Source organism: Lachnospiraceae bacterium oral taxon 500 (genome assembly GCA_002999035.1).
Classification (GTDB): Bacteria; Bacillota; Clostridia; order Lachnospirales; family Vallitaleaceae; genus W11650.
Genome location: CP027241.1, coordinates 776,080 through 800,330, shown reverse-complemented (window position 1 = coordinate 800,330; position 24,251 = coordinate 776,080). Strand labels below are relative to the sequence as shown.

Sequence of the window (24,251 nt, the reverse complement as noted above, 5' to 3'; positions counted from 1 at the left end):
CCCTGAATTCTGACATTTTATCCCCAAAATAACTTTGCAGCCGAAAATATGATACTCTCTATGTGGGAGGTAATTTTTATGAAGAAGAATCAATACAGCATTTGGAATAATTGGAAGTGCACAAGGAAAACAGGAGCGGCTGCGAAGCAGACATTTCCAGATTCGCCGTCAGGCGGGGAGTACGAAGAGCGGCAAATGCGAAGCATTTGGTCTGGCGGTTACAAATGTCTGGATAATTTAAAATTTATAGCAAAGGTCGCCGGAAATGTAGATAAGGAAATGCTGCCAACATTTTTTGCCATATCCGGGCTGATGATTTTAGTATCCTTGCTGGAAATATTTATGATACCACAGGTATTGAAAGCCTTTATTAGCGGAAAAGAACTGTGCGAAATCATTCGTTTGATTTTATGCCTCGGAGGAGCATGGCTTTTGGCAGATGGAGGTCTTGGCTATCTCAGGACGATTTTTCAAGCCAAAAAGATATTTTTCCGGATTGATTTATTGGACCAAATTTTGCTCAAGACTTTGCGTATGAGCTATCCCCTGACTTTTTGCAAAGAAGCCGGCAGCTTAAAGGAAAAAGCAATTAAGTCAATGAGTGATAATTCGTCCAAAGCGGAAATGATTTGGGAGTATGGGGCACAGATTATTTCCTGCACTTGTTTGCTTGGTATTTATGTGTTAATCCTCTCCTCCCTCCCTCTTTTGCTGATTGTTTTAACGGGGATTACCACGCTTTTCAGTTTTGCTTTTGGTAAGAGGCTTCGGCAATGGGAATACGATAATCGGGAAAGGAAAGGCAAATATTTACAACAGATTTACTATTTATTTCGCTTTTCTGATAATTATCAAAATATCAAGGATATTCGGCTGTTTGGCTTAGGGCAATGGATGGAAGACCTTTTCCGATCAAGCATGCGGCTATATCAGGATTTTTGCCATAAAGCATGCGTAAAAGCTATTTTAGCAGATTCGGCGGATGTGCTGCTTCAGTTGCTTCGTAACGGTGTAGCTTATTATTATTTGATTTCCATGGTTATTCACGGGCAAGTTGACGTGGCCGGTTTTCTTCTTTACTTTCAGGTGCAGGGTAAGTTTGCAGCCGATATGAATCAGCTTTTGCAGGCCGTTAATCTCTTTTATGCCAGTCATTTGGAAATTAGCACGACTCGTCAGTTTTTGGAATACCCGGAGATGTTTCGCTTTAAAAATGGCAGGCGGCTGACGGCAGACAAAGAAAACTTGCAGATTGAGCTTAGGAATGTCAGTTTTCGGTATACAGAAGATGGAGAAAATATTCTGGAAAATATTAATTTTCGGATTTCAGCCGGTGAAAAAATATCGGTGGTTGGTTTAAATGGCGCCGGTAAGACTACTTTTATCAAGCTGATTTGCGGGCTGCTTGATCCGACGGAGGGAGAAGTTTTATTAAATGGCATTAACATTAAGGAATTTAACCGACAGGAGTATTACCGGCTGTTTGCAGCAGTTTTTCAGGAACATTCTGTTTTTGCCGGAAAACTTTCCTGGAATATTGCCAATTCTATGGAGGAAATTGATGAAAAAAGACTGGAGCGTGCCATTGCCCTGTCGGATTTGACAGAAAAGGTGAATGGGCTGAAAGCCGGAGCGGACACTTATATTATTAAAGAAGTTTATGATGATGCTCCGGAATTTTCCGGCGGTGAGATGCAGAAAATCTTGCTGGCCAGAGCAATTTACCGGGACAGTCCGATTTTGATTCTGGATGAGCCGACAGCGGCCTTGGACGCAATTGCCGAAAAAGCCATTTATGAAAAATATAATGAACTGGCCAAAGGCGCAATGTCCCTCTTTATTTCGCACCGGCTGGCCTCCACTCAATTTTGCGATTATATTATTTTAATTGAAAATAAGGGGATTGCTGAAAAAGGGACACATCAGGAATTGATGAGCTTAAATGGCCGGTACCGTTATTTATTTGATGTGCAAAGTAAGTATTACCGAGAGGAGGTGGTGGCATGAACAGTATAAAAACTCAGATTAGGCATTGGTATTTGCTTTGGCATTATTATAAGAAAGAGTTTTTTTACTTTTCGTTGGCTCCGCTGGCCAAGGCACTGCTGCCTTTGCTTCAGCTTTATTTTATGGCACGAATGATTGATTTGATTGTCAAAGGCCGGATAGAAGATTTACCGACCTGGGCAATTTATACGGTGCTTGCTATTTTCAGCAGTCAATGGATACAGGTGATTGCCCAAGGGGCGGTCAATTATTATACCGGCAAAATATATATTAAATCGCAACATATTTTTTCAAAGAAATACCGGGAAATGGATGTAAAAACGGCAGAAGATTCCGGGACTATGGAAGCCCTTTCCAACATACGGCAAAACAACAATACCTTTGGTTTTGGAATCGAGCATCCGCTTTGGATGGCGGAACGGCTGATTCAAGGAATCGTGCTGATAATCGGGAGTTTGCTGCTTACCATATCCTTTTTTCAGCAGCCGGTTCAAAAGAGTGAGTGGGCATATTTAAATGGGGCATGGTTTGATTATGGGGTAATCGGAATTTGTTTATGCCTGACAGGGATTAATATTTATTTATCCCAAAAAGCAAATGATGGTTTTATTAAAATATCAGATGAGTTTAAACTGGGCAATCGAGTAGCTTCCTACTTTCAGTTTCGGATGGCTTTTCAATCCGAACGTTTTTTGGACAGTCGGATTTATGAGCAGGATAAGATTATGGAAAAGACTCGGCATAGCTATCCCTTTGCCAAGGGAAATGCTTTTGATCGATATAAAAGGCAGATACATGGAAAAGAGGTGGCGATTTCTGCCATGCTTAGCCGAATTCAGTTTATTCTGATTGTATTGCTGGTAGGAGCAAAGGCCTATGCCGGAGCCTTTTCGATTGGTTATCTGACCCGGTATATTGGCAGTATTCATCAGTTTGTGATTGGTTTTGGGCTTTTGGCTGGTGTTATCTTAGAGTATCGGCTGAATATTCCCTATGCCAAAAAGGCAATGGATTTCTTAGATATCCGTTCCGATATGTACACCGGCAGCCTGACTACCGAAAAAAGAACAGATCGTAAATATGAACTGGAATTTCGGGGTGTCAGTTTTCGCTATCCGGGTTCGGAAAACTTTGTGCTGCACAATCTTAATCTAAGATTTGAAATCGGCAAACGGCTGGCAATTGTTGGCCAAAACGGCTCAGGTAAGACCACTTTTATCAAGCTGCTGCTCCGCTTTTATGATCCGGATGAGGGGGAAATCATGCTGAATGGTATTGATATTCGGAAATATCGTTATGATGATTATTTAAAGATATTTTCAGTGGTTTTTCAGGACTTTAAGCTGCTGGCCTATCCGGTCGGACAAAATATTGCCGGCAGTATGCATTATGATCTGGAAAAGTTAAATCGGTGCATAGAAGCGGTTGGTTTAACGGAAAAAATAGCTGGTTGGGAAAAGGGGTTGGATACTTATCTTTACACGAATGTCGAGGAAGACGGAATTGAAATCTCCGGTGGTGAGGCACAGAAAATTGCTATTGCCCGTGCTTTATATCGAGATGCTGCCTTTATCATCTTAGATGAGCCAACGGCTGCCCTTGACCCGATTGCCGAAGCCGAGATTTACGAAAGGCTGGGGGATATTGTCAGCGACCGTTCGGCGATCTTTATTTCCCATCGCCTGTCAAGCTGTAAATTTGCCGACCGGATTCTGGTCTTTGATGAAGGCAGGATTGTGCAAATCGGCAGTCATGCCGAGCTTTACCAAGGCGGCGGCAAGTACCGGCAGCTTTGGGATGCCCAGGCCAGGTATTATCAGGAGTAAATTAACCGGAGATGGCAGGTTGATTTTCCGACACCTTCGCGTTTTAATTCTCCTGTGCTCACCAATTTTCGCAATGCCCCTTCTATTGAGCTAAGGCTTAGGGAAGGACATACGGGCGCTGCTTGAGATAGAGCTCTTGTTTACCGGATTCTTGATAAATAGCAGCAATATATCCAAGGATATCCGAGTCCCATGTTCGACAGAACAGTCTTTTTTAGGCTCGTTGCGTGGGCAGGAACGGAATGCGATTTGCGAAGAAAATCGCGAGAGTGGGTCCATGCAGACCGCCCGCCCGGGCAGAAACGCAAAGCGTTTCGATCAGGGCACCCGCTCTCTGAGCGGGACAGAGCCAAAAAAGACTATGGCAGATTGCCCGCCCGGGCAGAAAGCGAAGCTTTCGATCAGGGGAAAGTTGAACTAGTCAAAAGCATAACGATAACTTTAATTCAAAGATTGGGAAAATGTGCCGATAACATACAGGATTTAAATATATAGGAAAAAAGAAGGAAAAAGCAAGGTCATAGTTACCATATTCTTAAAAGATAGGCATTTTACCATGCTTTAACGGAATAAGAATTGGCAAAAAAATGGTAAGTATGATGACAGCGATAGTAAGGAGAAAGAATGAAAAAATTATTGGTACTGATGATAGTATTCACTCTTGTTTTAAACCAGGGGCTGCCTGGCTTTTTGCAGAATAATTTTGTTTATGCCGGAGAAACGGCAAGCGGGGGCGGCGGATTGCCGGAGCGCTACGATGCCAGGGAATTGGGACTGGTTTCACCGGTCAAAGACCAAAGGAACTCCAATGCCTGCTGGGCTCATGCCGCCATGTCCAGTGTAGAGACGGCATTTAAAAAGGCCGGTTTGGGAACGGATTTCTATGATTTTTCAGAAGGACATTTGGCAACCAATTCCTCTCCCCTGACCGACTTGCAAAGCGGCAGCACCGGTTATGATGCGATTAACTATTTTTCGCGCTTGGATGGGCCGGTTAAAGATGGAAAATTTAGAGAAGACAGCCCATTTTATGAATTCAGTATTTCCAGAGCAGGAAAAAATACTACTTTCAGCGGAATTCCTTTGCTCAGAGATATGAATAAAAAATATCATATGAAATTTGTCGGCGATATGATAGTAATTAAAAATAATGTCGAAGAAATGAAGCGATATATTATGGAATATGGCTCAGTCATGAGTTCTTATTATCAGGAAACGGATCGCTTGTATGGGCCGGTTATGTCAGAAACCGTGGGAAATAAAAGCAGGGTTGAAAATGCGTATCATGCCACTCAGCCGTGCCGGGCAAACCATGCGGTAACTTTAGTGGGCTGGGATGATAATATTGAAATTAAAGAGGGTTTGTATTCCAATAAGACAGTCAAAGGCGCTTATTTGGTAAAAAACAGTTGGGGCACAAAGTTAAGGGGCATGGACGGTTACTATTGGATTAGTTATTCGTCGTTTGCCTCCGATAAAAACTATGTTTTTACCAATGTGGCGGACCGAAAAGAAAATGCCAATGTTTACATGTACGATACTTATGGCACCGGTTCTTTATCGGGGGTTCCGGTGGATGATCCGCAAAATATTTTCCTGAATGTATTTGCAAGAAAAACCCAAAATCCGGAAAAAGTAACGGATATTCCGGTTTCGCTTTATCAAGTGGGAGAGCAGGAAGTGGATTATAAGGTCTATATTGGCCAAAGCAATAATGAAAATAGAGAGTGGATTAATGACGAGAATAATTTTACTCTGGTTTCCACCGACAAAAGCATCAATCGCAATGGCTTTTATACCATTGCCTTATTAGAGGAATATATTTTAAATCAAAAATACTTTGCCGTTAAATTGGTAATCAATCGCAATGGCGGAGAAACGCCAACGATTGGGAATGGAAAAGAGGTTAATGACCACCGGCATCGCTCATCTTATATTTATAGCAGTGCGGACGGGAAATTTGTGCGAAAGGACAGCTATAATTTGTCATTGCGGGCAATTACCGAGGAGATTGTGCCAACCGTAGAAAAGGTGGAAATTTTACCGGCTGCAAAAAATATTCAAAAAGGCGAAGCCATTCAATTTGCCGCAGCAGTTACCGGTAAAAATAATCCGTCGCCGGAAGTGCTTTGGAAAGTGAAAAACAATACCGATGCGAAGACTGTTATTAGTTCGCAGGGCGTGCTTACTGTTGGAGAAGATGAAATGGCGGAAAAACTGACGGTGGTTGCGAAATCGGTTTTGGATGAAAGGAAAACGGCAGAAGTTTCGATCAATGTCATGCAGGATTATGCGATTACCGTTAAGATTCAAGGGCAGGGAACGGCCGCAGCCAGCAAACAGCGGGCAGCAAGCGGGGAAGCCATCAGTCTTAGCTATGAGGCGGAGGCAGGACATTATTTTAAAGCATGGCAGGCAGAAGATTTGGAAATAAGCAATCATTCTTTTGTGATGCCGAAAAAAGATGTTGAAATTACGGCGGTATTTGGAAAAGAAACAGGGCTGATTGAATTAACACCGGCGGATCCGATTGAGGAGCCGTCAGAAGAAACGGAGCCAGAAGAAGGCCAAACCGAAGAACAACAACAAAAAGAGCAGGAAGAAAAAGCGAAACAGGAGCAACTGCAAAAAGAGCAGGAAGAAAAAGCCAAACAGGAGCAGCAACAGCAACAAGAGCAGGAAGAAAAAGCCAAGCCGGAGCAATTGCAAAAGGAGCAGGAAGAAAAGGCGAAACAGGAGCAACAGAAAAAAGAGCAGGAAGAAAAAGCGAAACAGGAGCAACAGCAAAAAGAGCAGGAAGAAAAAGCCAAGCCGGAGCAGCCGCAGCAAGAACAATCAGCGGCTGTTTTGCAGCCCTATGTTGCACCGGATTCAGCAGAATCAGAAGATACCGGCCAAGCAGCGGAAATCAAAGCAGACAGCAGTCTGACGGCTCAAGCTGAAGTGGCAGCCGGTAAAGAGAATCCGGCTGAAATTGCGGAAGAAGCTGCCAAACAACAACTTATGGAAAGTTATGATGATATTGCAAAAGATTCTCACTATATAGCTGCTATTCAATTTGTGTTATCCCATCATTTAATGCAGGGAACAGGGCAGCGGACTTTTTCACCGGCAGCCAAGACAAGCCGAGCAGCGGTGGTTCAGGTTTTGTATAACTTTATGAAAACTCCGCAGGTGCAAGCAGAAAATAGCTTTGCCGATGTGGAATCCGGCAGTTGGTATGAAAAATCCGTATTATGGGCAATGCAAAATGGAATTGTTGCCGGTGTGGAAAAAAATAAATTTGCTCCCCAGCAAAGCATTACGATGGAGCAATTGACAATGATTTTACATAATTTTACCAAGCTTCGGTTAGCGGAAACAGCCCCCAAAGCGCCATTGCCTCAAAATTCAAATGCTTTTGAACTGCAGCATTATGTGGATGAAAAAAGCATTTCCCCGTGGGCGGCACACGCGCTTAAATGGGCATTGCAAAATCAGATTTTGCCGGTCGAAAACGGCTTGCTGGATGCCAAAGCAGAAATCAGCCGCGAAGAGCTAGCAGTGATTTTGCAAAAATATATGATGACGGTAGGGAAGTAATGATAGGAGTTCATTTCAGGTTATTAGAATGGGAGGAAGGGCTGTATGAAAAAATATTTGGCATATCTTTTTATCATCATTACCTTTTATGCAGTGCCGCCGCTGTTGATTAAAGATACCGGCAGCGCAATCGTCTGCTTATTGATTATTTTTCCGTGGATTATACTGACGATTTCGTTTTGGTATGCGAAAATCAATGGATTTCGCTGGTATTTCTCCTTGATTGCAGCGATTTGTTGGCTGCCGTCTATTTTCATTTACTACAATGAAAGCGCTGCCATATACGCTGGAATATATGGCGCGCTAAGTTTTGCCGGGCAGGGAGCGGGGCATTTATTGGGCACAAGGAAAAGAAAAAAAGACGAATACGATATAGATTAAAGATAGATATGTACTTGCCATTTTTTTGATTTTCGGCTAAAATGGAAACAGAATACAAATTAGCCGAAAGGAGGCTGTAATGAACTATATCCCGAGAAATTTGGAAAAGGTAGTTTTGCAAGCGGCACAGGAATATCCGGTTGTGCTGGTAACGGGCCCCAGACAGGTAGGAAAAACCACCATGCTGCAAAAACTGATGGCGGGTACAGATAGAAGCTATGTGTCGCTGGATGACTGGAATGAGAGAAATCTTGCAAAGACGGATCCGGAGTTGTTTTTGCAGCTGCATCAGCCGCCGGTGCTGATTGATGAGGTGCAGTATGCGCCGGAATTATTTACCTATATAAAAATATATGTTGACAAGAACCGCCGGATGGGAGACTTTTGGCTGACCGGTTCGCAGGTGTTTAAGCTGATGCGGGGGATTCAGGAGTCATTGGCCGGCCGGGCAGCGGTACTTTCCTTAACCTCTTTATCACAGGCAGAGATCGGGGGCGGTACTGCCGAACCTTTTACCGTTGATTGGGATGCTCTTTTAGTAAGAAGCAGGGAAAGAAAAAAAGCGGACGTGAAAGATATCTTTGCCAGAATTTTTAAAGGCTCGATGCCGGCAGTGGTCAGCGAGCAGAACAGCAGTCATTCGATTTTTTACAGCAGCTATTTGGCAACCTATGTTGAAAGAGATGTCAGAGAACTTTCCGGTTTGGTGGACTCCTTAAAATTTCTTCGATTTATAACGTCGGTGGCAGCAAGATGCGGACAGATGTTAAATATTGCCGATATTGCCGGGGATGCGGATATCAATCAAAAGCAGGCCAAAGACTGGTTGGGGATTTTGGAAACATTAGGCCTTATTTTTTATTTGCACCCGTACTCCAATAATTTGCTGAAGCGGCTGGTAAAAACGCCGAAGCTGTATTTTTATGACACCGGTTTGGTCTGTTACCTGACGAAGTGGAGCAGCGCGGAAACGCTGGAAAGCGGTGCGATGAATGGGGTAATTTTAGAGAACTATGTTGTTTCCGAGATAATGAAAACCTATTTAAACAGCGGTCGGGAGCCATTTCTTTGTTATTACCGGGACAAGGACGCAAAGGAAATTGATCTTGTGCTGGAGCATGACGGCGTACTTAATCCCATAGAAATTAAGAAATCCGCCAATCCCGGATCGGAACTGGTCAAGGTATTTCACTTGCTGGATAAGGCATCTACGCCATGCGCTGAGGGAGCGGTTATATGTATGAAGCCGGAACTGTCGGTCATTGATCGGAACAATTTCATTGTGCCGGTCTGGGTGATTTAGCGGTATCTTTTTGAGGTTTGCTGTCTGTGGAAAAACAAAGCGGCACAGAGGCTTAAAATTCGAAATTTATAGTTGTGGAAAAATCTGGAAGAAACGCACATTTTCCCGAAATAAAACTTTGAAGAAATGCACAAATTCCCTGAAATAAGAATTGAAGAAATGCACAAATTTTGATATTATGATCAAGCATCAACAGTATAGAAATCTATGGCGGGATTTTTCGGCAAAAGGATATATCATCTTTTGACACTAACATCTTAAAAAGATGGATTTTCTCAGAAACGGAGGCGGAAAGAATGCTTTGGGATAAAGTGGCAGGTGTTTATGATTTGTTTACAATCTTGTCAAATGGGCGGGTAAACCGGAAGTTGACGGCGGTGGTGGCCGGTATGATTGAACCGGGAGACCAAGTGCTGGAGTGTGCCTGCGGCACAGGTATGCTGAGCAAAGCAATCGGGCCAAGATGCGGGGAGCTGACGGCTACGGATTTTTCGGTAGGGATGCTGCGTCAGGCTAAGAAAAACTGTGCGCATATGGCCAATGTCAAGATAAAAAGAGCCAATATCATGAAGCTGAAGTGTGCAGACGGCGCATTTGATAAGGTGGTGGCCGGTAATGTTATTCATTTGCTGGATTCGCCGCAGGAGGCGCTGGCAGAGTTGTTGCGCGTTTGCAAAACTGGCGGAAAAGCAATTATTCCGACATATATCAGCCATAAGGGAGCGGCTAAACCCCATTTACTAATCCGGCTGCTGAAAACAATCGGAATAGATTTTAAGAAACAGTTTGATTTTGCGGCGTATCAGGAGTTTTTTCGGACGGCTGGTTACCAGAATGTGGAGTATACTTTGATTGATGGCAAAATCCCCTGCGCCGTTGCGGTGATTACGAAAGAAGAGTGACTTTTAAAAGCCAAGAAAAATTAATATGCCAGGCCGGAAAAATTGAAGATTCACGACCAAACGGCCGCGAATGTTTAAAAATATACGAAGCTGCAAGATAGGAGAAAATATATGTTTGACCGAAGACTACTCCGGGTTTGCCCGGAAAGTAAGAAATATATGGCGGGGAATGTCCTCTGCCAATGGCTGGAGCTGATTTTAAACGCGCTGATGATGCTGCTGATTGCGGGAGCGGCCGGACGGCTGTATCGGCGGGAATGGGATGTGAACCAGCTTTGGCTGACGGCGGTGCTGATTGCGGGGACGATAGCGGCTCGCTTTTTTGTAGTTCGGCTGGCGGTGCGGATGAGCTATTTAGCTTCGCGAAGCGTTAAGCGGACGTTGCGGGAGAAAATTTACGCTAAACTCTTGCGCCTCGGCGGAACATATCGGGAGAAAGTGTCTACCGCTGAACTGGTGCAAGTCAGCGTGGAAGGCGTGGAGCAGCTGGAAAGTTATTTTGGGCTTTATGTGCCTCAGTTCTTTTATGCCTTTTTGGCGCCGATCACCCTGTTTTTCTTATTTGGCCTGGCGGGCAGCTGGCAAGTGGCGGCGGTGCTGATGATTTGCGTACCGCTGATCCCCGGAGCGATCATCGTTGTTCAGAAACTGGCCAAAAAACTACTGAGCCGCTATTGGGGACAATATACGCAGTTGGGTTCGGCCTTTTTGGAAAATTTGCAAGGCATGACCACCCTGAAAATATATCAGGCGGATGAGCTTAAAAATAAGGAAATGAATGTGGAGTCTGAGCATTTCCGCAAGGCGACGATGGCGGTTTTGACCATGCAACTCCACTCCATTACCATCATGGATTTTGTTGCTTATGGTGGTGCGGCGTTGGGTATTATCCTGACGGTTAAGGCGTTTCTGAGCGAAGGCCTGCCTTTGACCGCTGCTGTTTTTATGATTCTCTTATCTGCCGATTTTTTCCTGCCGATGCGCCGGCTGGGCAGTTATTTTCATGTGGCGATGAACGGCATGGCGGCCAGCGCCAAGATTTTCCGGTTTTTGGGTGAAGCGGAAAGCCCGGAGAAAAAAGAAGCAGCACCGGCCGGCCCGATTGTCTTACAGAATGTGGGATTTTCCTATGATGGGCAAAGAGAGGTTTTGCAGGATGTTACCATTACTATTCCGGAGCATGGCTTTATCGGTATCGTCGGAGAATCCGGCAGCGGCAAGTCAACGATTGCGTCGCTCCTGATGGGCAGGAACACGGTGAAATCAGGACGGATTACTCTGGGTGGCCGGGAAATCGGTGAGATATCGGAAGAAAGCTTAATGAAAACCATTACTTATATCGGCTTCGGCAGCGTTTTTTTTAAGGGCACAGTCCGGCAAAACCTGGCACTGGCCATGGCCGAGGCAGATGAGGCGCGAATGTGGGAAGCACTGGATCGCTGCCATCTGTCGGCTTTTTTAAAGGAGCAAAATGGTCTGGATACGCCGCTCTTAGAAAACGCAGCCAATCTGTCCGGCGGGCAGAAGCAGCGGTTAGCTCTGGCCAGAGCGATTTTGCATGATACGCCGGTTTATATTTTTGATGAGGCGACCAGCAATATTGATATTGAGAGCGAGGAAGCGATTCTGACACAAATTCGGGAACTGACCGGTCAGAAAACGGTAATCATGATTTCTCATCGGCTGGCCAATGTGGCCGGAGCGGATCGAATTTATTGCCTGGAGCGGGCGCGGATGGCAGAGAGCGGAAAACACGAGGAACTATTGGCGCAGAACGGTGTTTATGCCGGACTTTGGCGAACGCAGGAGACTTTGGAGCGCTATGGAAAGGAGACGGACGATGAAGAAGCAGTCGAAGCTTAAGACTCTTTTACGTCTGGTAAACGTAGTGAAACCCTTGACCGGGTTTATGCTGCTGGCGGTGGTGCTTGGAACATTGGGCTTTTTGAGTGCCCAGTTTATTCCGATTTTAGGCGGTTATGCTTTGCTTGCCGGACTGGGTCTGAAGGGCGGGCTCCGGGTGGAGGTAATCATCGGGCTGCTGCTGCTTTTGGCGGTCATCCGGGCGGTGCTGCGTTTCGGTGAGCAGTGGCTGAATCATTATATTGCTTTTACCTTGCTGGCTTTGCTCCGCGACCGGGTGTTCCGGGCGCTCCGGCGGCTTTGTCCGGCTAAGCTGGAGAGCAGGGAAAAGGGGGATTTGATCAGCTTGATTACAACCGATGTCGAGTTGCTGGAGGTGTTTTATGCCCATACGCTGTCGCCGATCTGCATTGCCGTCCTGACATCGGCGGTGATGTGTGTTTTTATCGGTTCGTATCATTGGAGTTTAGGGATTTTGGCGGCACTGGCTTTTCTGACGGTCGGGCTGGTTTTGCCGGCAGTGATTTCCCGCCGGAGCGGTACACTGGGAGATGAGCTGCGGGCGCAGTCGGGGGAGTTGGCGGCTCATATGCTGGAAAATATCCGGGGGCTGGATGAAACCATTCAATATGGCGGCGGTGGCCAGCGCTTGGAGAGTATGAACCGGAAAACCGATGAACTGAGCCGGCGGCAGGAGCAGTTAAGTAAGCTGACAGGCACCAACTTTGGATTGGCGAATACGCTGATTTTGTTCTCTGACGTGGCCATGCTGCTCTTGGCCGCTGGACTTTTCAGCCGGGGAGTGACCGGCTTTGACGGCTTTTTGCTGCCGCTTTTGGCGTTGATGTCGTCCTTTGGCCCGGTCATGGCGCTGGCCAATCTGGGCACAACCTTGCAGTCAACCATTGCTTCGGGAGCGCGGGTACTGGCGATTTTGGATGAAACGCCGGAAACGGAAGATATTACCGGACAGCTGCCGATTTCCTTTGCCGGAGCGGAGTGCAGCAACGTAAGCTTTTCCTATGGCGAAGAAGAAGTTTTGAACGGTTTGACGGTATCCTTTCCGGAAAACCGGATTATTGGGGTGGTTGGCCAATCCGGCTGCGGCAAATCGACGATGCTTAAACTTTTTATGCGATTTTGGCAGGTTAAGACCGGGAACATCTCTATTTCGGATCGAAATGTTGCTGCCATTAATACCGCCGATCTGCGGGCGATGGAAAGCTATATGACTCAGGAAACGCAGCTGTTTCGCGATACGATTGCCGGAAATATTCGTGTTGCCCGGCCGGAAGCAACGGATGCCGAGGTGGAAAACGCCTGCCGCAAGGCAGCTTTGCATGATTTTATTCTGACTTTGCCCGACGGTTATCAAACACAGGTAGGAGAACTGGGCGAAACGCTGTCCGGCGGGGAACGCCAGCGGATTGGTCTGGCCAGAGCGTTTCTTCATAATGCACCGTTTTTATTGTTAGACGAGCCGACCAGCAATTTAGACAGTCTGAATGAAGCGGTGATTCTTCGCTCGCTGAAAGAGGAGGCTAAGGGGAAAACGATTGCGCTGGTTTCGCACCGGCGGTCAACCGTTCGGATTGCCGATGAGGTGGTCATGATTGAAAACGGCCGGCGAAAAGAGGCGTAACTATCCATTTGCTTAAGGCTGCCCTTGCAGCTGGCTTGCCGTAAATTACGGGACTCTTGCCTGAGCGGTAACCGGCATGGTTTTGCCGGGCCTGGGAAAGTTGAGTAAAATAGTTGGACAGAGCTTAACTTTTCCCTGATCGAAGTGCTATGCACTTCTGCCCGGGCGGGCATTCTGCCCCTGGTCGAAACGCTATGCGTTTCTGCCCGGGTGGGCGACCTACCTGATCGAAAGAGCTGCTTTCTGCCTAAAAAAGACAGTTGTGTTGAACATGGGAAAATTGAGTAAAGTAGTTGTATATAATAAAATGTTTTAGTATAATGAAAGAAAAACAGTTCCGATGAGTATGGGAAATGTTGAGCAACGGATTTTTAACTTTTTTCTTAAAGGAGGAACGCCTATGTCAGTATTTTATGTACCATCTGTCAACCTAATCGGGAAAGGTGTAATCAAAGAATTCGGCGGTTATGTTAAAGATCTTGGCTTTAAAAAAGCTTTGATTGTAACTGACCACTACATTGCATCCAGCGATATTTTACCGAAAGTAACATCGACGCTGGCGGCAGATGGTATTGGATATGCGGTTTTTGAAGATGTTGATCCGAATCCGTCCTGCAAGAATGTCTATGATGGCTTGAAGGCGCTCAAAGAAAACGGCTGTGATTTTATCGTATCGCTCGGCGGCGGTTCGCCGCAGGACGCGGCCAGCTGCATTTCCATCATGGCGACCAACGGCGGTACACCGCAAGATTACGAGGGTTTGCACAAATCGAAGGAAAAGGGACTGCCGGTTGTGGCGATTAATACCACGGCCGGAACTTCTGCCGAAATCACGATTAACTATGTTATTACCGATGAAGAGCGGAAAGTTAAGATGGTTATGGTCGATAAGAATAGCCTGGCGCTTATTTCGGTCAATGATCCGGAACTGATGGTGTCAAAGCCGGCGAGCCTGACGGCGGCCACGGGAATGGATGCTTTGACGCATGCGATTGAAGCCTTGGTAACGCCCGGTGCCTACGGTGTGACCAAAAAGCTGTCGATTGGCGCGATTGAATTGATTAAAGAATATTTGCCGCGGGCTGTGAAAGACGGGCATGACCTTGAAGCGCGTGAGGCGATGGTCAACGCCATTTTCTTAGGCGGCATGGCCTTTAATAACGCCGGACTCGGTTATGTTCATTCGATGGCTCATCAGCTGGGCGCGGTTTATCATCTGGCACACGGCGTTTGCTGTGCCATGCTGTTGCCGCTGGTAGAGCGGGAAAATGCCAAGCGGGTGCCGGGAGCGTTCCGTGATGTAGCCAAAGCGCTGGGTATGCAAACGGAAGGCAAGAGCGATCAGGAATGCGCCGAATACTCGATTGCCGAGATTGAGAAACTGTCCGCCACCGTCGGAATTCCGAAAAAATTGACGGAGTTGGGCATTAAGGAAGAAGAGTTTGATTTTGAATACTTATCAAAGAATGCTTTGATTGATGCCTGTGCACCGGGTAACCCCTTTATGCCGACGCTGGAAGAAACCATTGCTTTATATAAGCGGCTGTTTTAACAGCTGCTCAAAATCACGCTTTCAGGACGGTTAGGCTGAAAGCGTGATTTTTCTATTTTACTTATTCCGGAATCCTTGCCGAAACCGGAAAAAATCAAGAATGAAAGAGGAGCGGAAAATGAAGGGGCAAAAACTTTTTTTGATTCTATCAACGGTGATTTTATTGGGCGGCATTGCCGGGCAGAGGATGGTACTGGCCAACTCGGCGCAAAGGAATTGGCGGGGAGTCAGTGCGACTGGTGCGATTGTTACGGACGAGGACTGTCCGCTGGTGGTCGAAGAAGAACAGTTGACCTTTGCGGTTTCCGAGTTTCCCCAGAGCTATTACCAAACAGAAAACGATTTTTTGACATATACCGGTATGGTAACGGCTGAATATAGCTTCTATAATCCGGCGGATTACACGGTAACGGCTAAGCTGGTTTTTCCTTTCGGGGCTTTTCCGGACTATGGTTATGACCGATATGACGAACAACGGGGAAACCGCGTCCGCTCCAATGATACTGCTAAATACGCGGTTAAAGTAAATGGCCGGGAGATTGAAAAAAGACTGCGTCACACACTTTCCTGGTATTATGAGCAGTTTGACTTAAACAAAGATATGGGGCGTCTGCGGGATAGTTTTTGGGAAGATGATTTTTATTCGCCGGATTTGGAGGTGACGCGGTACATTTATGCTGTCAGCGGTGTGGATCGAGAGAAAAATCCGGCAGCAACGGTGGCACTTGATATTCCGAAGTTTGACGGCCGGACCAAGTTTTTTCTGGAGGAAGAGCGCGGTTTTCAGATACGGACTGACGGCAGTGCCCGGCTTGACCTTTGGGCTAAAAACGGGCAGGAAGTGATTTTAAATGTGATTGGTGAAGTCCCTTCTCAGGAGATGAAATGGACATTCTATAAAGATGGCGGTGCTAAGGACGGGGAAGAAATTGATGGTGCTATGACCCTGCTGCAGATGGAAAAATTGTCCCTACGGGAGTTGGCTTTGATGAAATATCCGGCTAACAGTGGGATTGCAGAAGCGGATTGGTATAATGCCATAGTCGAAATGTTTCGTCAGAGCAGCAAAAATCATGGCGGAGGAATATTTTTGATGAACTATCCGGATGATTTAGATATTTCGGACGCGCTGATGCGCTGGTATGAATATGAAATTACACTGGAGCCGGGGCAGCGGCTGACCAATACAGTTGAAGCGCCACTGTATCCTTCCATTGATACAAGGTATGAGCCGCCTGTATTTGGCTATACTTATTTGCTTTCCCCGGCGCAGACATGGGCACAGTTCGGCCGGCTGAAGATTAGAGTTAATACGCCTTTTTTCCTGACGGAAAGCAGTCTGCCGGAATTTGTTCAAACGAACGACGGTTATTTGCTTGATTTGGCGAAACTGCCGGCCGGAGAGTTGACCTTTTCTTTGAGTGAAAGCCAAAAGCCGAAAGCAGAAACGCAGGTCAGATCGTCAGCTTTCTATAAAAAAATGCTGATTGCAGCCTTTATAACGGTAGTTGTGTTCGGCTTTGTAATCGGAGTGGTCCGGGTGCTCCGCGGGAGAAGAAAATGAAAATAATATCTTATCAGGACAGTTACCGGGATGATATGATTTTTATGGTATTGCAGGCCAAGGACGCACTTGGGCGCAAGCCGGGATTAAATAACGATTTACTGGATGTAACGGGTAACTATTGGGAACGGGGCGGCGGTTTTTGGCTGGCGATTGATGAAAATGACAGGGTGATTGGTTGTGTGGGCTATGTCAATGTAAATTCACAGGAGGCTTTTTTGCGCCGTTTGTATGTCAAGGCCGGCAGAAAACATCAGGGTATTGGGACGGCTTTGCTGCAAACGGCAGAAGCAGCCATGCGGGAAAAAGGCATAGCAGTAATAAAAGTGCATCTTGGTTCGCCGAAAGAAGAGTGGCCGGAATCGTATCAATTTTACCCCAAATATGGATATCGGGAATATGAACCGGGATATATGAAAAAGGAATTGAAATAACAAAAGGAGGCAGATATGTACAATCAAACCATGACATTGTCCAATGGCATAGTAGTACCGCAGCTGGCGCTGGGCACTTGGATGATTCAGCCGGATGATAAGGCGGCGGAGGCGGTTCGGACGGCGCTTGAACTGGGCTACCGGCATATTGATACGGCGCAGGCATACGGCAATGAACGGGGTGTCGGTGATGGCATCCGCGGCAGCGGAATTCCCCGGGAGCAGATTTTTGTCACGTCCAAAGTCGAAGCCGAGCATAAAAGCTATGCGGCGGCAGCCGCGTCAATTGACGAAAGCCTGATAAAGCTGGGTCTGGATTATATTGATTTAATGCTTATTCACAGTCCGCAGCCGTGGGAAGAGGTCAATCAGTCGGATAATCGCTATATTGAGGGCAACCGGCAGGTATGGAAAGCGTTAGAAGACGCGCTTGGGGCCGGGAAACTTCGTTCCATCGGCGTATCCAACTTTTTGATTGAGGATGTGGAAAACTTATGGCCGGCGGCGGAGATTAAGCCGATGGTGAATCAAGTGTTGTGCCATATTTCCAATACCCCGTTGGAATTGATTCAGTATTGTCAGAATAAGGGGATTGTGGTGGAGGCCTATTCTCCGGTAGCACATGGTGAGGCCTTAAAAAATGAAAAGATTGCCGCAATGGCGGAAAAATACGGCGTATCGGTGCCGCAGCTCTGTATTCGTTATGATCTTCAGTTAGGGATGATTGTATTGCCCAAAACAGTCAACCCTGAGCATATGAAGGCTAACGCCGCCGTTGATTTTGTCATTTCCGATCAGGATATGGAGATTCTGAAAAATATGGAAAAGATTAAGGACTACGGCGAGCATAGTTCCTTTGCAGTGTTTGGCGGAAAATATAAAGAGCGGTAAAAGCGGCTATACGGTTTGACTCTTATTCACCACCCAAGCGCAGCGTTTATTCCAAAACTGAACCAACGGCCCCAAGGCAAAGTTTAGCACCAGGCTTCCCCAGCCGACGGTGCCGCCCAGGAAAAAGGCCAGTGTCAGGCAGGAAAGATCAACCGATAATTTGGCTGCCTGCAGCGACAGTTTTCTTTCGTGCAGTGCTACCACCAGATCATCAATCGGCCCGGCCGGCAGTTCGGAAAGCAGATAGACGCCGACTCCGAAGCTGAGCAGGCAGATGCCGGCCAGCAGCATCAGGACGGAAGTCCACAGATTAACGGCATAAAAGTTATGCAGCAGCATTTGCCAGACATCGACTATGGCGCCGGAAACCAGAGAAGTCACAAAAGTTGTCATTCTCGGGTAACTGTGCCGGATGGCGGCCGCCGTCAGTACGCACAGAAAAGATACAATATAAACAACATAAGCCAACCGAAGCTGAAAAATATGGTTTAACGCAAAAACTAAAGAATCAAAACCGCTCGCTCCGGCTCCGGAATGAACGGTCAGCACAACCCCGAGATTTAGAACGATAAGCCCGAAGATATACAAAAAAAGCTGAATCGGCCGGGGTTTTTGCTTTATTTGAAATTGTTTTACAAAATTACGCAGCATAGAATTTCCTCTCGATAATCAATACAGGACAGTATAGTGTTTCCTCTCTATCATTACAACATAGCACAGTATAGCATGACTGTGAAAAAAACGCCAGAAGAAAGACAGGGAAAGGGGAAAAAATTTTATTTCATACGAACATATGTTTGACCCATGCCCGCAAATGTGATATACTGAAAAAGCAGATACATGAGAACTCAACTTTGTCCGGAAAACGAAAACAGTCTTTGCAGGAGAGTGCCTGCCCATGCAGAAACGAGCAGCGTTTCCAGAGGAGAAGTTGAGTTGAAATTTCAAACCGGGGGAATGGGAATTATGAATCAGGAAATTTATCAAAAACTAACGATACTGGCAGCCGCCGCGAAATACGATGTGTCCTGTTCTTCTTCCGGCAACAGCCGGAAAGGGGTGAAATCTTTAGGCAGCGCTGCGAATGCGGGAATTTGTCACACTTGGGGCGCGGACGGCCGGTGCATTTCCCTGCTGAAAATATTGATGACCAATCACTGCATTTATGACTGTGCCTATTGTGTCAACCGGTCGAGCAATGATATTGCCAGAGCCAGCTTTACGCCGGAAGAGGTAGTAACGCTGACGATGGAGTTTTATCGGCGCAATTATATTGAGGGACTGTTTTTAAGCTCGGCCGTTGAGAAAAACGCCAATGCCACTATGGAGCGGATTGTGCAGGTGCTGACGCTCCTGCGCCGGCGGGAAAACTTTGGCGGCTATATTCATGTCAAAGCAATTCCCGGCGCCGATCCCAAGCTGATTCACGAGGCCGGGCTGCTGGCCGACCGGATGAGCGTTAATATCGAGCTGGCCACTGAATCGGGTTTAAAGCTGCTGGCTCCGCAAAAAAAGATGGAAAAGCTTTATTTGCCGATGGCACAGATTAAAGAGGAACAAAATCAGATTCGGGAAGAAAAAGCCAAGTACCGCTATGCACCGGCCTTTGTGCCGGCCGGACAATCGACGCAAATGATTGTCGGAGCGGCGGCGGAAAGCGACCGCCAGATTTTAGGACGAAGCAGCTTTCTGTATCAAAATTATGATTTGAAAAGAGTGTATTATTCGGCCTATGTCCCGGTCAACAGCGGGGAAAACCTGCCGGCTCTGCAAACGGCGCCGCCGCTGCTGCGGGAGCATCGGATTTATCAGGCGGATTGGCTGCTGCGCTATTATTATTTTCAGGTAGATGAGATTGTGCCGGAGAGCAATGCCAATCTGGATTTGGAGCTGGATCCCAAGTTGACCTGGGCGCTTCGGCATTTGGATCTTTTTCCGATTGAAATCAATCGAGCCGGCTTGGCAGAACTGCTGCGGATTCCCGGCATCGGGCCGCTGACCGCGAAAAAGATTATCCGGCAAAGAAGATTTGCTCCGCTGACGGAAACTTCTGTTCAAAAGCTCGGCGTTTCCCTGAAAAAAGCCCGTTATTTTATGACTTGCGGCGGAAAATATCTGGCCGGACGCGAACTTCCGACGCCGGAACGTTTGCGCAGCCTGCTGGCACCGCCGGCGACCTACGAACAGCTGACCCTGGGGATATAATATGATTTATCTGTATGATGGCAGTTATCAGGGATTTTTATCGGTGGTATATGCGAATTATTATGAAAAAAGAGGGACGGAGGTTTTGGCCGCGGCCGACTCGCCGGGGCTGTTTTTGGATGAATGCCGGGAAATTATGACCGAGCCGGAAAAGGCGGCCAAGGTGGAAAAGGCATTGTGGCAAAAGTGCGGACAGACCGTTATGGACTGGCTGTATTATGCTTTTCACTCGGCCGAAGCGCAAAAGGACAGCTGGCTGCTCCGTTTTGTCGAGCAGGCCTTTCAGCTGGGAGCAGCGGCCGAAAATGCTCTATCCCTAAAGGACATCCGGCGGATTGCGGATTTGGCCAAACGGGTCAGCCGGGAAAGGCATTCTTTTTTGGGCTTTGTCCGCTTTGAAGAAATCGGCGAGGGCAGTCAAAGTTGCCTTTATGCCCGCATCACGCCGCAGAATGATATTTTGGAACTGATGGCCGGGCATTTTGTTGACCGCTTTTACCGGGAGAGAATTGTGATTCATGATGCCGGCCGTAATACCGCGCTGGTGGCCTATCAAGGGCGCTGGGAGCTGCGGCCGTTTACGGGCGGCCGCATAGAGATGAAAGAACATCGCTCATCAGCCGAACTTGGCTTTCAAACGCTGTGGCAAGGCTATTTTGAGCATAGTGCGGTTGAAGAAAGAAGAAGCGACAAACGGCAAAAACAGCATGTACCGCTCAAATACCGGCCGAATTTGACCGAATTTCAGACGCTGCGCTGAGGAGCAGGCTACCGGTCTTTGATGGTAAGTGCGAAGAACGAGACGGAAATACAGTAAAAAACTTAAAAAGCCCTCTTTGATTTTGGCAAAAGGTGCCGATAATAGATATGAGATAATGACGACTTGCTTAAATTGGAACAGAAGAGGGACATATGAATCGACTGAATATTTGTTGGGGGTTATTGGGGGTCAGTGACGCTACAGAAATAAAAAGCGGGCCGGGATTGTATAAAAATCCCAATTCCGTATTAGAAGGCGTTTATGATCAGAATAAGGAAAAGGCGCTGCGCTTTGCTTTTCGACATGGGGCGGCCAAGGCTTTTGAGAGCGTAGAGGATATGCTGGCAGATCAATATATTGATATTGTTTATATTGCCGCGCCGGCGGATATGCGCTGCGCTTTAGCCTTACAGTGTTTGGAAGCGGGAAAGGCAGTCTATATAGAAAATCCGATAGCGTTAAGCTATGAGCAGGCGCTGGCAATCGATGCCAAGGCCAAAGCAGAAAAGCTGCCGGCTTATGCTGCCCTTTATCGGCGGGGATTGCCTAAGTTTATGAATATTAAGAACTTGCTGACTTCCGGGCAAATCGGGGACATTCGAATGATTCGGGTGACGCATTGGGCGAAGCCGACCGAGGACGAAAGAAAGGGCGAAGCGATGCCGCAGTTTCAGGGTGGCGATAAGTTTTGGCGGCTGGGGATTGAAACGCTGGATATTTTGGAGTTTTATTTTGGCAAAATGACTGACTTTACAGGGCAGGTTTTCAATCAAGGCGGTTCCGACCCGACAGGCGATACGATTACGGCCACTTTCCGCCATGAAAACGGAGCGGTTGGTACCGGCTCCTGGTGCTATGCAGCCGATAAGGATCAGGAAGAAGTGATGATTGTCGGCAGCAAGGGAAACTTGCGTTTTTCTGTATTTGGCAAGGAAGCGGTTATTTTGGAAAAGCGGGGCGAGTTTGAAATGTTTAATTACCGGATGCCCAATCATATCGCAATGCCCTATCAGGCCGGCATTGTCAGGGAACTGCTGGATATGGGGGAAAGTAATGCCGACTGGGAGCAGGCGCTGGATGTGATTAAGTGGGTTGACCGGCTGTATTATAAAAAATAGGTGCAGTTCAGGCGAGAAAGGCAAAAAAATGAAAGCTTTTTATTTTTATGATTACCCGGCACAGGCGATTGGCCGGCTGGGGATTGGTGAAGAGGACGGGGCGCTGGTTCAAGTTTTCAAAGCGGAACCGGAAGATCTGCCGCTGAGTGGATTTCTCTTACGGGAAACAAAACTTTTGAAAGAGACCGACCGGCAGCTGCGGGAATATTTTTCCGGGCAAAGAAAAGAGTTCACTTTGCCGCTGCTGCTGCGGGGAACGGAGTTTCAAAAAAAGGTGTGGCAGGCGCTGTGCGAAGTTCCGTTTGGGAAAACGGCCAGTTATCAGGAGATTGCCGAGCGGATCGAAAGTCCCAAAGCCTGCCGGGCGGTCGGACAGGCCAATCATCACAATCCAATCAGTATTATCGTACCCTGCCATCGGGTAATCGGCAAAAATGGAGGCTTAACTGGCTACGGCGGCGGTATGGAGATGAAACAGTATTTATTGACTTTGGAAAAACAAGGGCTTTCATACTTTTGATACTGTATCATTTTTATTGCTTTTTTTAGTAATTCTGATATACTTAAAAAGATGGGAGAGGCGGAGAAATACGCTTGATAACATCCTGAGAAGAACAAAGCCATATCTGAAAATGTAATTTGACGGGAAAGCATTGTGCTTGATGAAAGGAGTTATGATGAAAAAGAGCAAGAAAGAGAAAAAAAGCAAAAACAAAATGGAAAAACAATGGTTGAACCTCGACAGTCCGGAAGCGGGAGCGGCGGAAGAAACGGAAGCCTGTGCCGACTGTGCGGGAACGGAACCGGTAGAAAAAGAGAAAAAGAAGTCCAAAAACGGGCGGATCAGCAGTAAGCTGTATGAAAAGGAACTGCGCCGCCTGCAGATTGAATTGATTAAGCTTCAGGATTGGGTTCGGCTCAAGGGACTGAAAGTGCTGGTGCTGTTTGAGGGCAGAGATGCAGCCGGTAAGGGCGGCGCCATCAAGCGGATTACCGAACATATGAATCCGCGTTTTTGCAGAGTAGTGGCATTGCCCAAGCCAACCGAGCAGGAAAGAAGCCAGTGGTACTTTCAAAGATATGTGCAGCATTTACCGGCGGCTGGTGAAATTGTGTTGTTTGACCGTTCTTGGTATAATCGAGCGGGTGTAGAAAAAGTGTTCGGATTTTGTACAGAAGAAGAATATCAGGAATTTTTAAGAAGCTGCCCGCAGTTTGAAGAAATGCTGATTCGGTCGGGTATTATTTTGATCAAATATTGGTTCTCGGTTAATGATGAGGAACAGGAAAAGAGAATGCAGGATCGGATTGACGACCCGCTTAAGACATGGAAGTTCAGTGATATTGACTTGGAATCCCGCAAAAAGTGGGTAGAATACTCCAAGGCCAAGGATCGGATGTTTGAGCGGACAGATACCTATATTTCACCGTGGAATGTAGTGGAAAGCGATATCAAAAAGCATGCCCGCTTAAACTGTATTGCCCATTTGCTGTCACGGATTCCTTATGAGGAGACGGAAAAGAAAAAGTTTGAGCTGCCGAAGATTGAGAAAGACAAGGAATATGTCCGGCCGGATATTAGGATGCAGAAGTTTGTGCCGGATTATGCCGGCAAGGTCATGGCTGAGAACGGCGAAGCGTAGGAGAAAGTTTGATGGAAAGACAAAACTGGAAAGCCGGGAATATGCTGTATCCGGTGCCGGCGGTGATGGTCGCATGCCAGCGGCCGGGAGAGAAGCCAAATATTATCACGATTGCCTGGGCGGGAACGATTTGCAGCTCGCCGGCGATGCTCTCGATTTCGGTGCGGCCGGAGCGGTACTCTTATGATATCCTGCGTGAAACCGGCGAGTTTACAGTGAATCTGGTTACGCCGGAGCTGACCCGCGCTGCGGATTATTGCGGCGTGCGTTCCGGCCGGCAGGTTGATAAGTTTAAGGAAATGAAGCTGACCGCGTATCCGTCTGAACAAATCAAAGCGCCCGGGATCGGTGAAAGTCCGGTTATCTTGGAATGCCGGATTAAGAATCGGCTGGAGTTAGGGACGCACGATATGTTTCTGGCAGAAATTGTCAATGTATCGGTTCAGCAATCGGAGATTGACGAGACCGGCAAGTTTCATTTGAATTCGCTGGGTTTGGTAGCTTATTCGCATGGCGAATATTTTTCCTTGGGGGAAAAGCTGGGTAAGTTTGGCTATTCCTGCCAAAAAGTAAAATGA

At 46.9% G+C, this 24,251-nt stretch carries 20 protein-coding genes and 1 pseudogene; 19 read left to right on the top strand and 2 right to left on the bottom strand.

The window, feature by feature from the left end; translation table 11 throughout:
* Positions 1-48: 48 nt before the first annotated feature.
* Together C3V36_03735 and C3V36_03730 are read left to right on the top strand one after the other, a co-directional pair.
* A complete protein-coding gene (locus tag C3V36_03735) occupies positions 49-2,007 on the top strand; it encodes an ABC transporter ATP-binding protein (GenBank protein AVM68435.1) in 1,959 nt (652 codons plus the stop codon).
* Entirely contained in the window at positions 2,004-3,833 is a 1,830-nt protein-coding gene (locus C3V36_03730) for an ABC transporter ATP-binding protein (protein ID AVM68434.1), read from the top strand. The genes C3V36_03735 and C3V36_03730 overlap by 4 nt, the downstream gene beginning before the upstream one ends.
* On the opposite strand, the pseudogene C3V36_03725 reads toward C3V36_03730, so the two are convergent.
* A pseudogene (locus C3V36_03725) lies at positions 3,824-3,946 on the bottom strand (fic family protein). The gene C3V36_03730 and the pseudogene C3V36_03725 overlap by 10 nt on opposite strands.
* A gap of 79 nt (positions 3,947-4,025) precedes the next feature.
* Here C3V36_03725 and C3V36_03720 point away from each other — a divergent pair.
* The 11 genes from C3V36_03720 (at position 4,026) to C3V36_03670 (ending at position 17,947) form a co-directional block, all read left to right on the top strand.
* Complete coding sequence (locus tag C3V36_03720) at positions 4,026-4,328, top strand: hypothetical protein (protein AVM68433.1); 303 nt, start codon at positions 4,026-4,028, stop codon at positions 4,326-4,328.
* 129 nt (positions 4,329-4,457) lie between these two features.
* Positions 4,458-7,415, top strand: coding sequence for a hypothetical protein (locus tag C3V36_03715; GenBank protein ID AVM68432.1), 2,958 nt, complete (start codon positions 4,458-4,460; stop codon positions 7,413-7,415).
* A gap of 45 nt (positions 7,416-7,460) precedes the next feature.
* A complete protein-coding gene (locus C3V36_03710) occupies positions 7,461-7,796 on the top strand; it encodes a hypothetical protein (GenBank protein ID AVM68431.1) in 336 nt (111 codons plus the stop codon).
* A gap of 79 nt (positions 7,797-7,875) precedes the next feature.
* Positions 7,876-9,099 carry an ATPase gene (locus C3V36_03705; GenBank protein AVM68430.1) on the top strand — a complete coding sequence of 408 codons (1,224 nt, stop codon included), beginning with the start codon at positions 7,876-7,878 and terminating at the stop codon, positions 9,097-9,099.
* 296 nt (positions 9,100-9,395) lie between these two features.
* Positions 9,396-10,001 carry an SAM-dependent methyltransferase gene (locus tag C3V36_03700; protein ID AVM68429.1) on the top strand — a complete coding sequence of 202 codons (606 nt, stop codon included), beginning with the start codon at positions 9,396-9,398 and terminating at the stop codon, positions 9,999-10,001.
* A gap of 111 nt (positions 10,002-10,112) precedes the next feature.
* On the top strand, positions 10,113-11,864 hold the full coding sequence (locus tag C3V36_03695) for a cysteine ABC transporter ATP-binding protein (GenBank protein AVM68428.1): 1,752 nt from the start codon (positions 10,113-10,115) through the stop codon (positions 11,862-11,864).
* Positions 11,842-13,506 carry an ABC transporter ATP-binding protein gene (locus C3V36_03690; GenBank protein ID AVM68427.1) on the top strand — a complete coding sequence of 555 codons (1,665 nt, stop codon included), beginning with the start codon at positions 11,842-11,844 and terminating at the stop codon, positions 13,504-13,506. Before C3V36_03695 ends, C3V36_03690 begins: the two co-directional genes overlap by 23 nt.
* Positions 13,507-13,906: 400 nt before the next feature.
* Positions 13,907-15,058, top strand: a complete 1,152-nt coding sequence (locus C3V36_03685) for a lactaldehyde reductase (GenBank protein ID AVM68426.1) — start codon at positions 13,907-13,909, stop codon at positions 15,056-15,058.
* A 100-nt stretch (positions 15,059-15,158) separates the two neighbouring features.
* Entirely contained in the window at positions 15,159-16,622 is a 1,464-nt protein-coding gene (locus C3V36_03680; GenBank protein AVM68425.1) for a hypothetical protein, read from the top strand.
* Complete coding sequence (locus C3V36_03675; protein AVM68424.1) at positions 16,619-17,056, top strand: N-acetyltransferase; 438 nt, start codon at positions 16,619-16,621, stop codon at positions 17,054-17,056. Before C3V36_03680 ends, C3V36_03675 begins: the two co-directional genes overlap by 4 nt.
* 15 nt (positions 17,057-17,071) lie before the next feature.
* A complete protein-coding gene (locus C3V36_03670; GenBank protein ID AVM68423.1) occupies positions 17,072-17,947 on the top strand; it encodes a 2,5-diketo-D-gluconic acid reductase in 876 nt (291 codons plus the stop codon).
* 6 nt (positions 17,948-17,953) lie between these two features.
* Here the strand turns inward: C3V36_03670 and C3V36_03665 are convergent, their stop codons facing one another.
* On the bottom strand, positions 17,954-18,598 hold the full coding sequence (locus tag C3V36_03665) for a membrane protein (protein AVM68422.1): 645 nt from the start codon (positions 18,596-18,598) through the stop codon (positions 17,954-17,956).
* 315 nt (positions 18,599-18,913) lie between these two features.
* Here C3V36_03665 and C3V36_03660 point away from each other — a divergent pair, with 315 nt between their 5' ends.
* The 6 genes from C3V36_03660 to C3V36_03635 all read left to right on the top strand — a co-directional run bounded on the left by C3V36_03660 (position 18,914) and on the right by C3V36_03635 (position 24,251).
* Positions 18,914-20,152: a putative DNA modification/repair radical SAM protein gene (locus tag C3V36_03660; GenBank protein ID AVM70429.1), complete on the top strand. Its 1,239-nt coding sequence runs from the start codon at positions 18,914-18,916 to the stop codon at positions 20,150-20,152.
* A 1-nt stretch (position 20,153) separates the two neighbouring features.
* A complete protein-coding gene (locus C3V36_03655; GenBank protein ID AVM68421.1) occupies positions 20,154-20,912 on the top strand; it encodes a hypothetical protein in 759 nt (252 codons plus the stop codon).
* A 152-nt stretch (positions 20,913-21,064) separates the two neighbouring features.
* Entirely contained in the window at positions 21,065-22,030 is a 966-nt protein-coding gene (locus C3V36_03650; protein AVM68420.1) for a hypothetical protein, read from the top strand.
* 28 nt (positions 22,031-22,058) lie between these two features.
* Entirely contained in the window at positions 22,059-22,550 is a 492-nt protein-coding gene (locus C3V36_03645) for a cysteine methyltransferase (GenBank protein ID AVM68419.1), read from the top strand.
* Between the two features lie 196 nt (positions 22,551-22,746).
* Entirely contained in the window at positions 22,747-23,673 is a 927-nt protein-coding gene (gene ppk2, locus C3V36_03640; protein ID AVM70428.1) for a polyphosphate kinase 2, read from the top strand.
* 11 nt (positions 23,674-23,684) lie between these two features.
* Positions 23,685-24,251 (top strand): flavin reductase family protein, encoded by a 567-nt coding sequence (locus C3V36_03635; GenBank protein AVM68418.1) that lies wholly within the window; start codon positions 23,685-23,687, stop codon positions 24,249-24,251.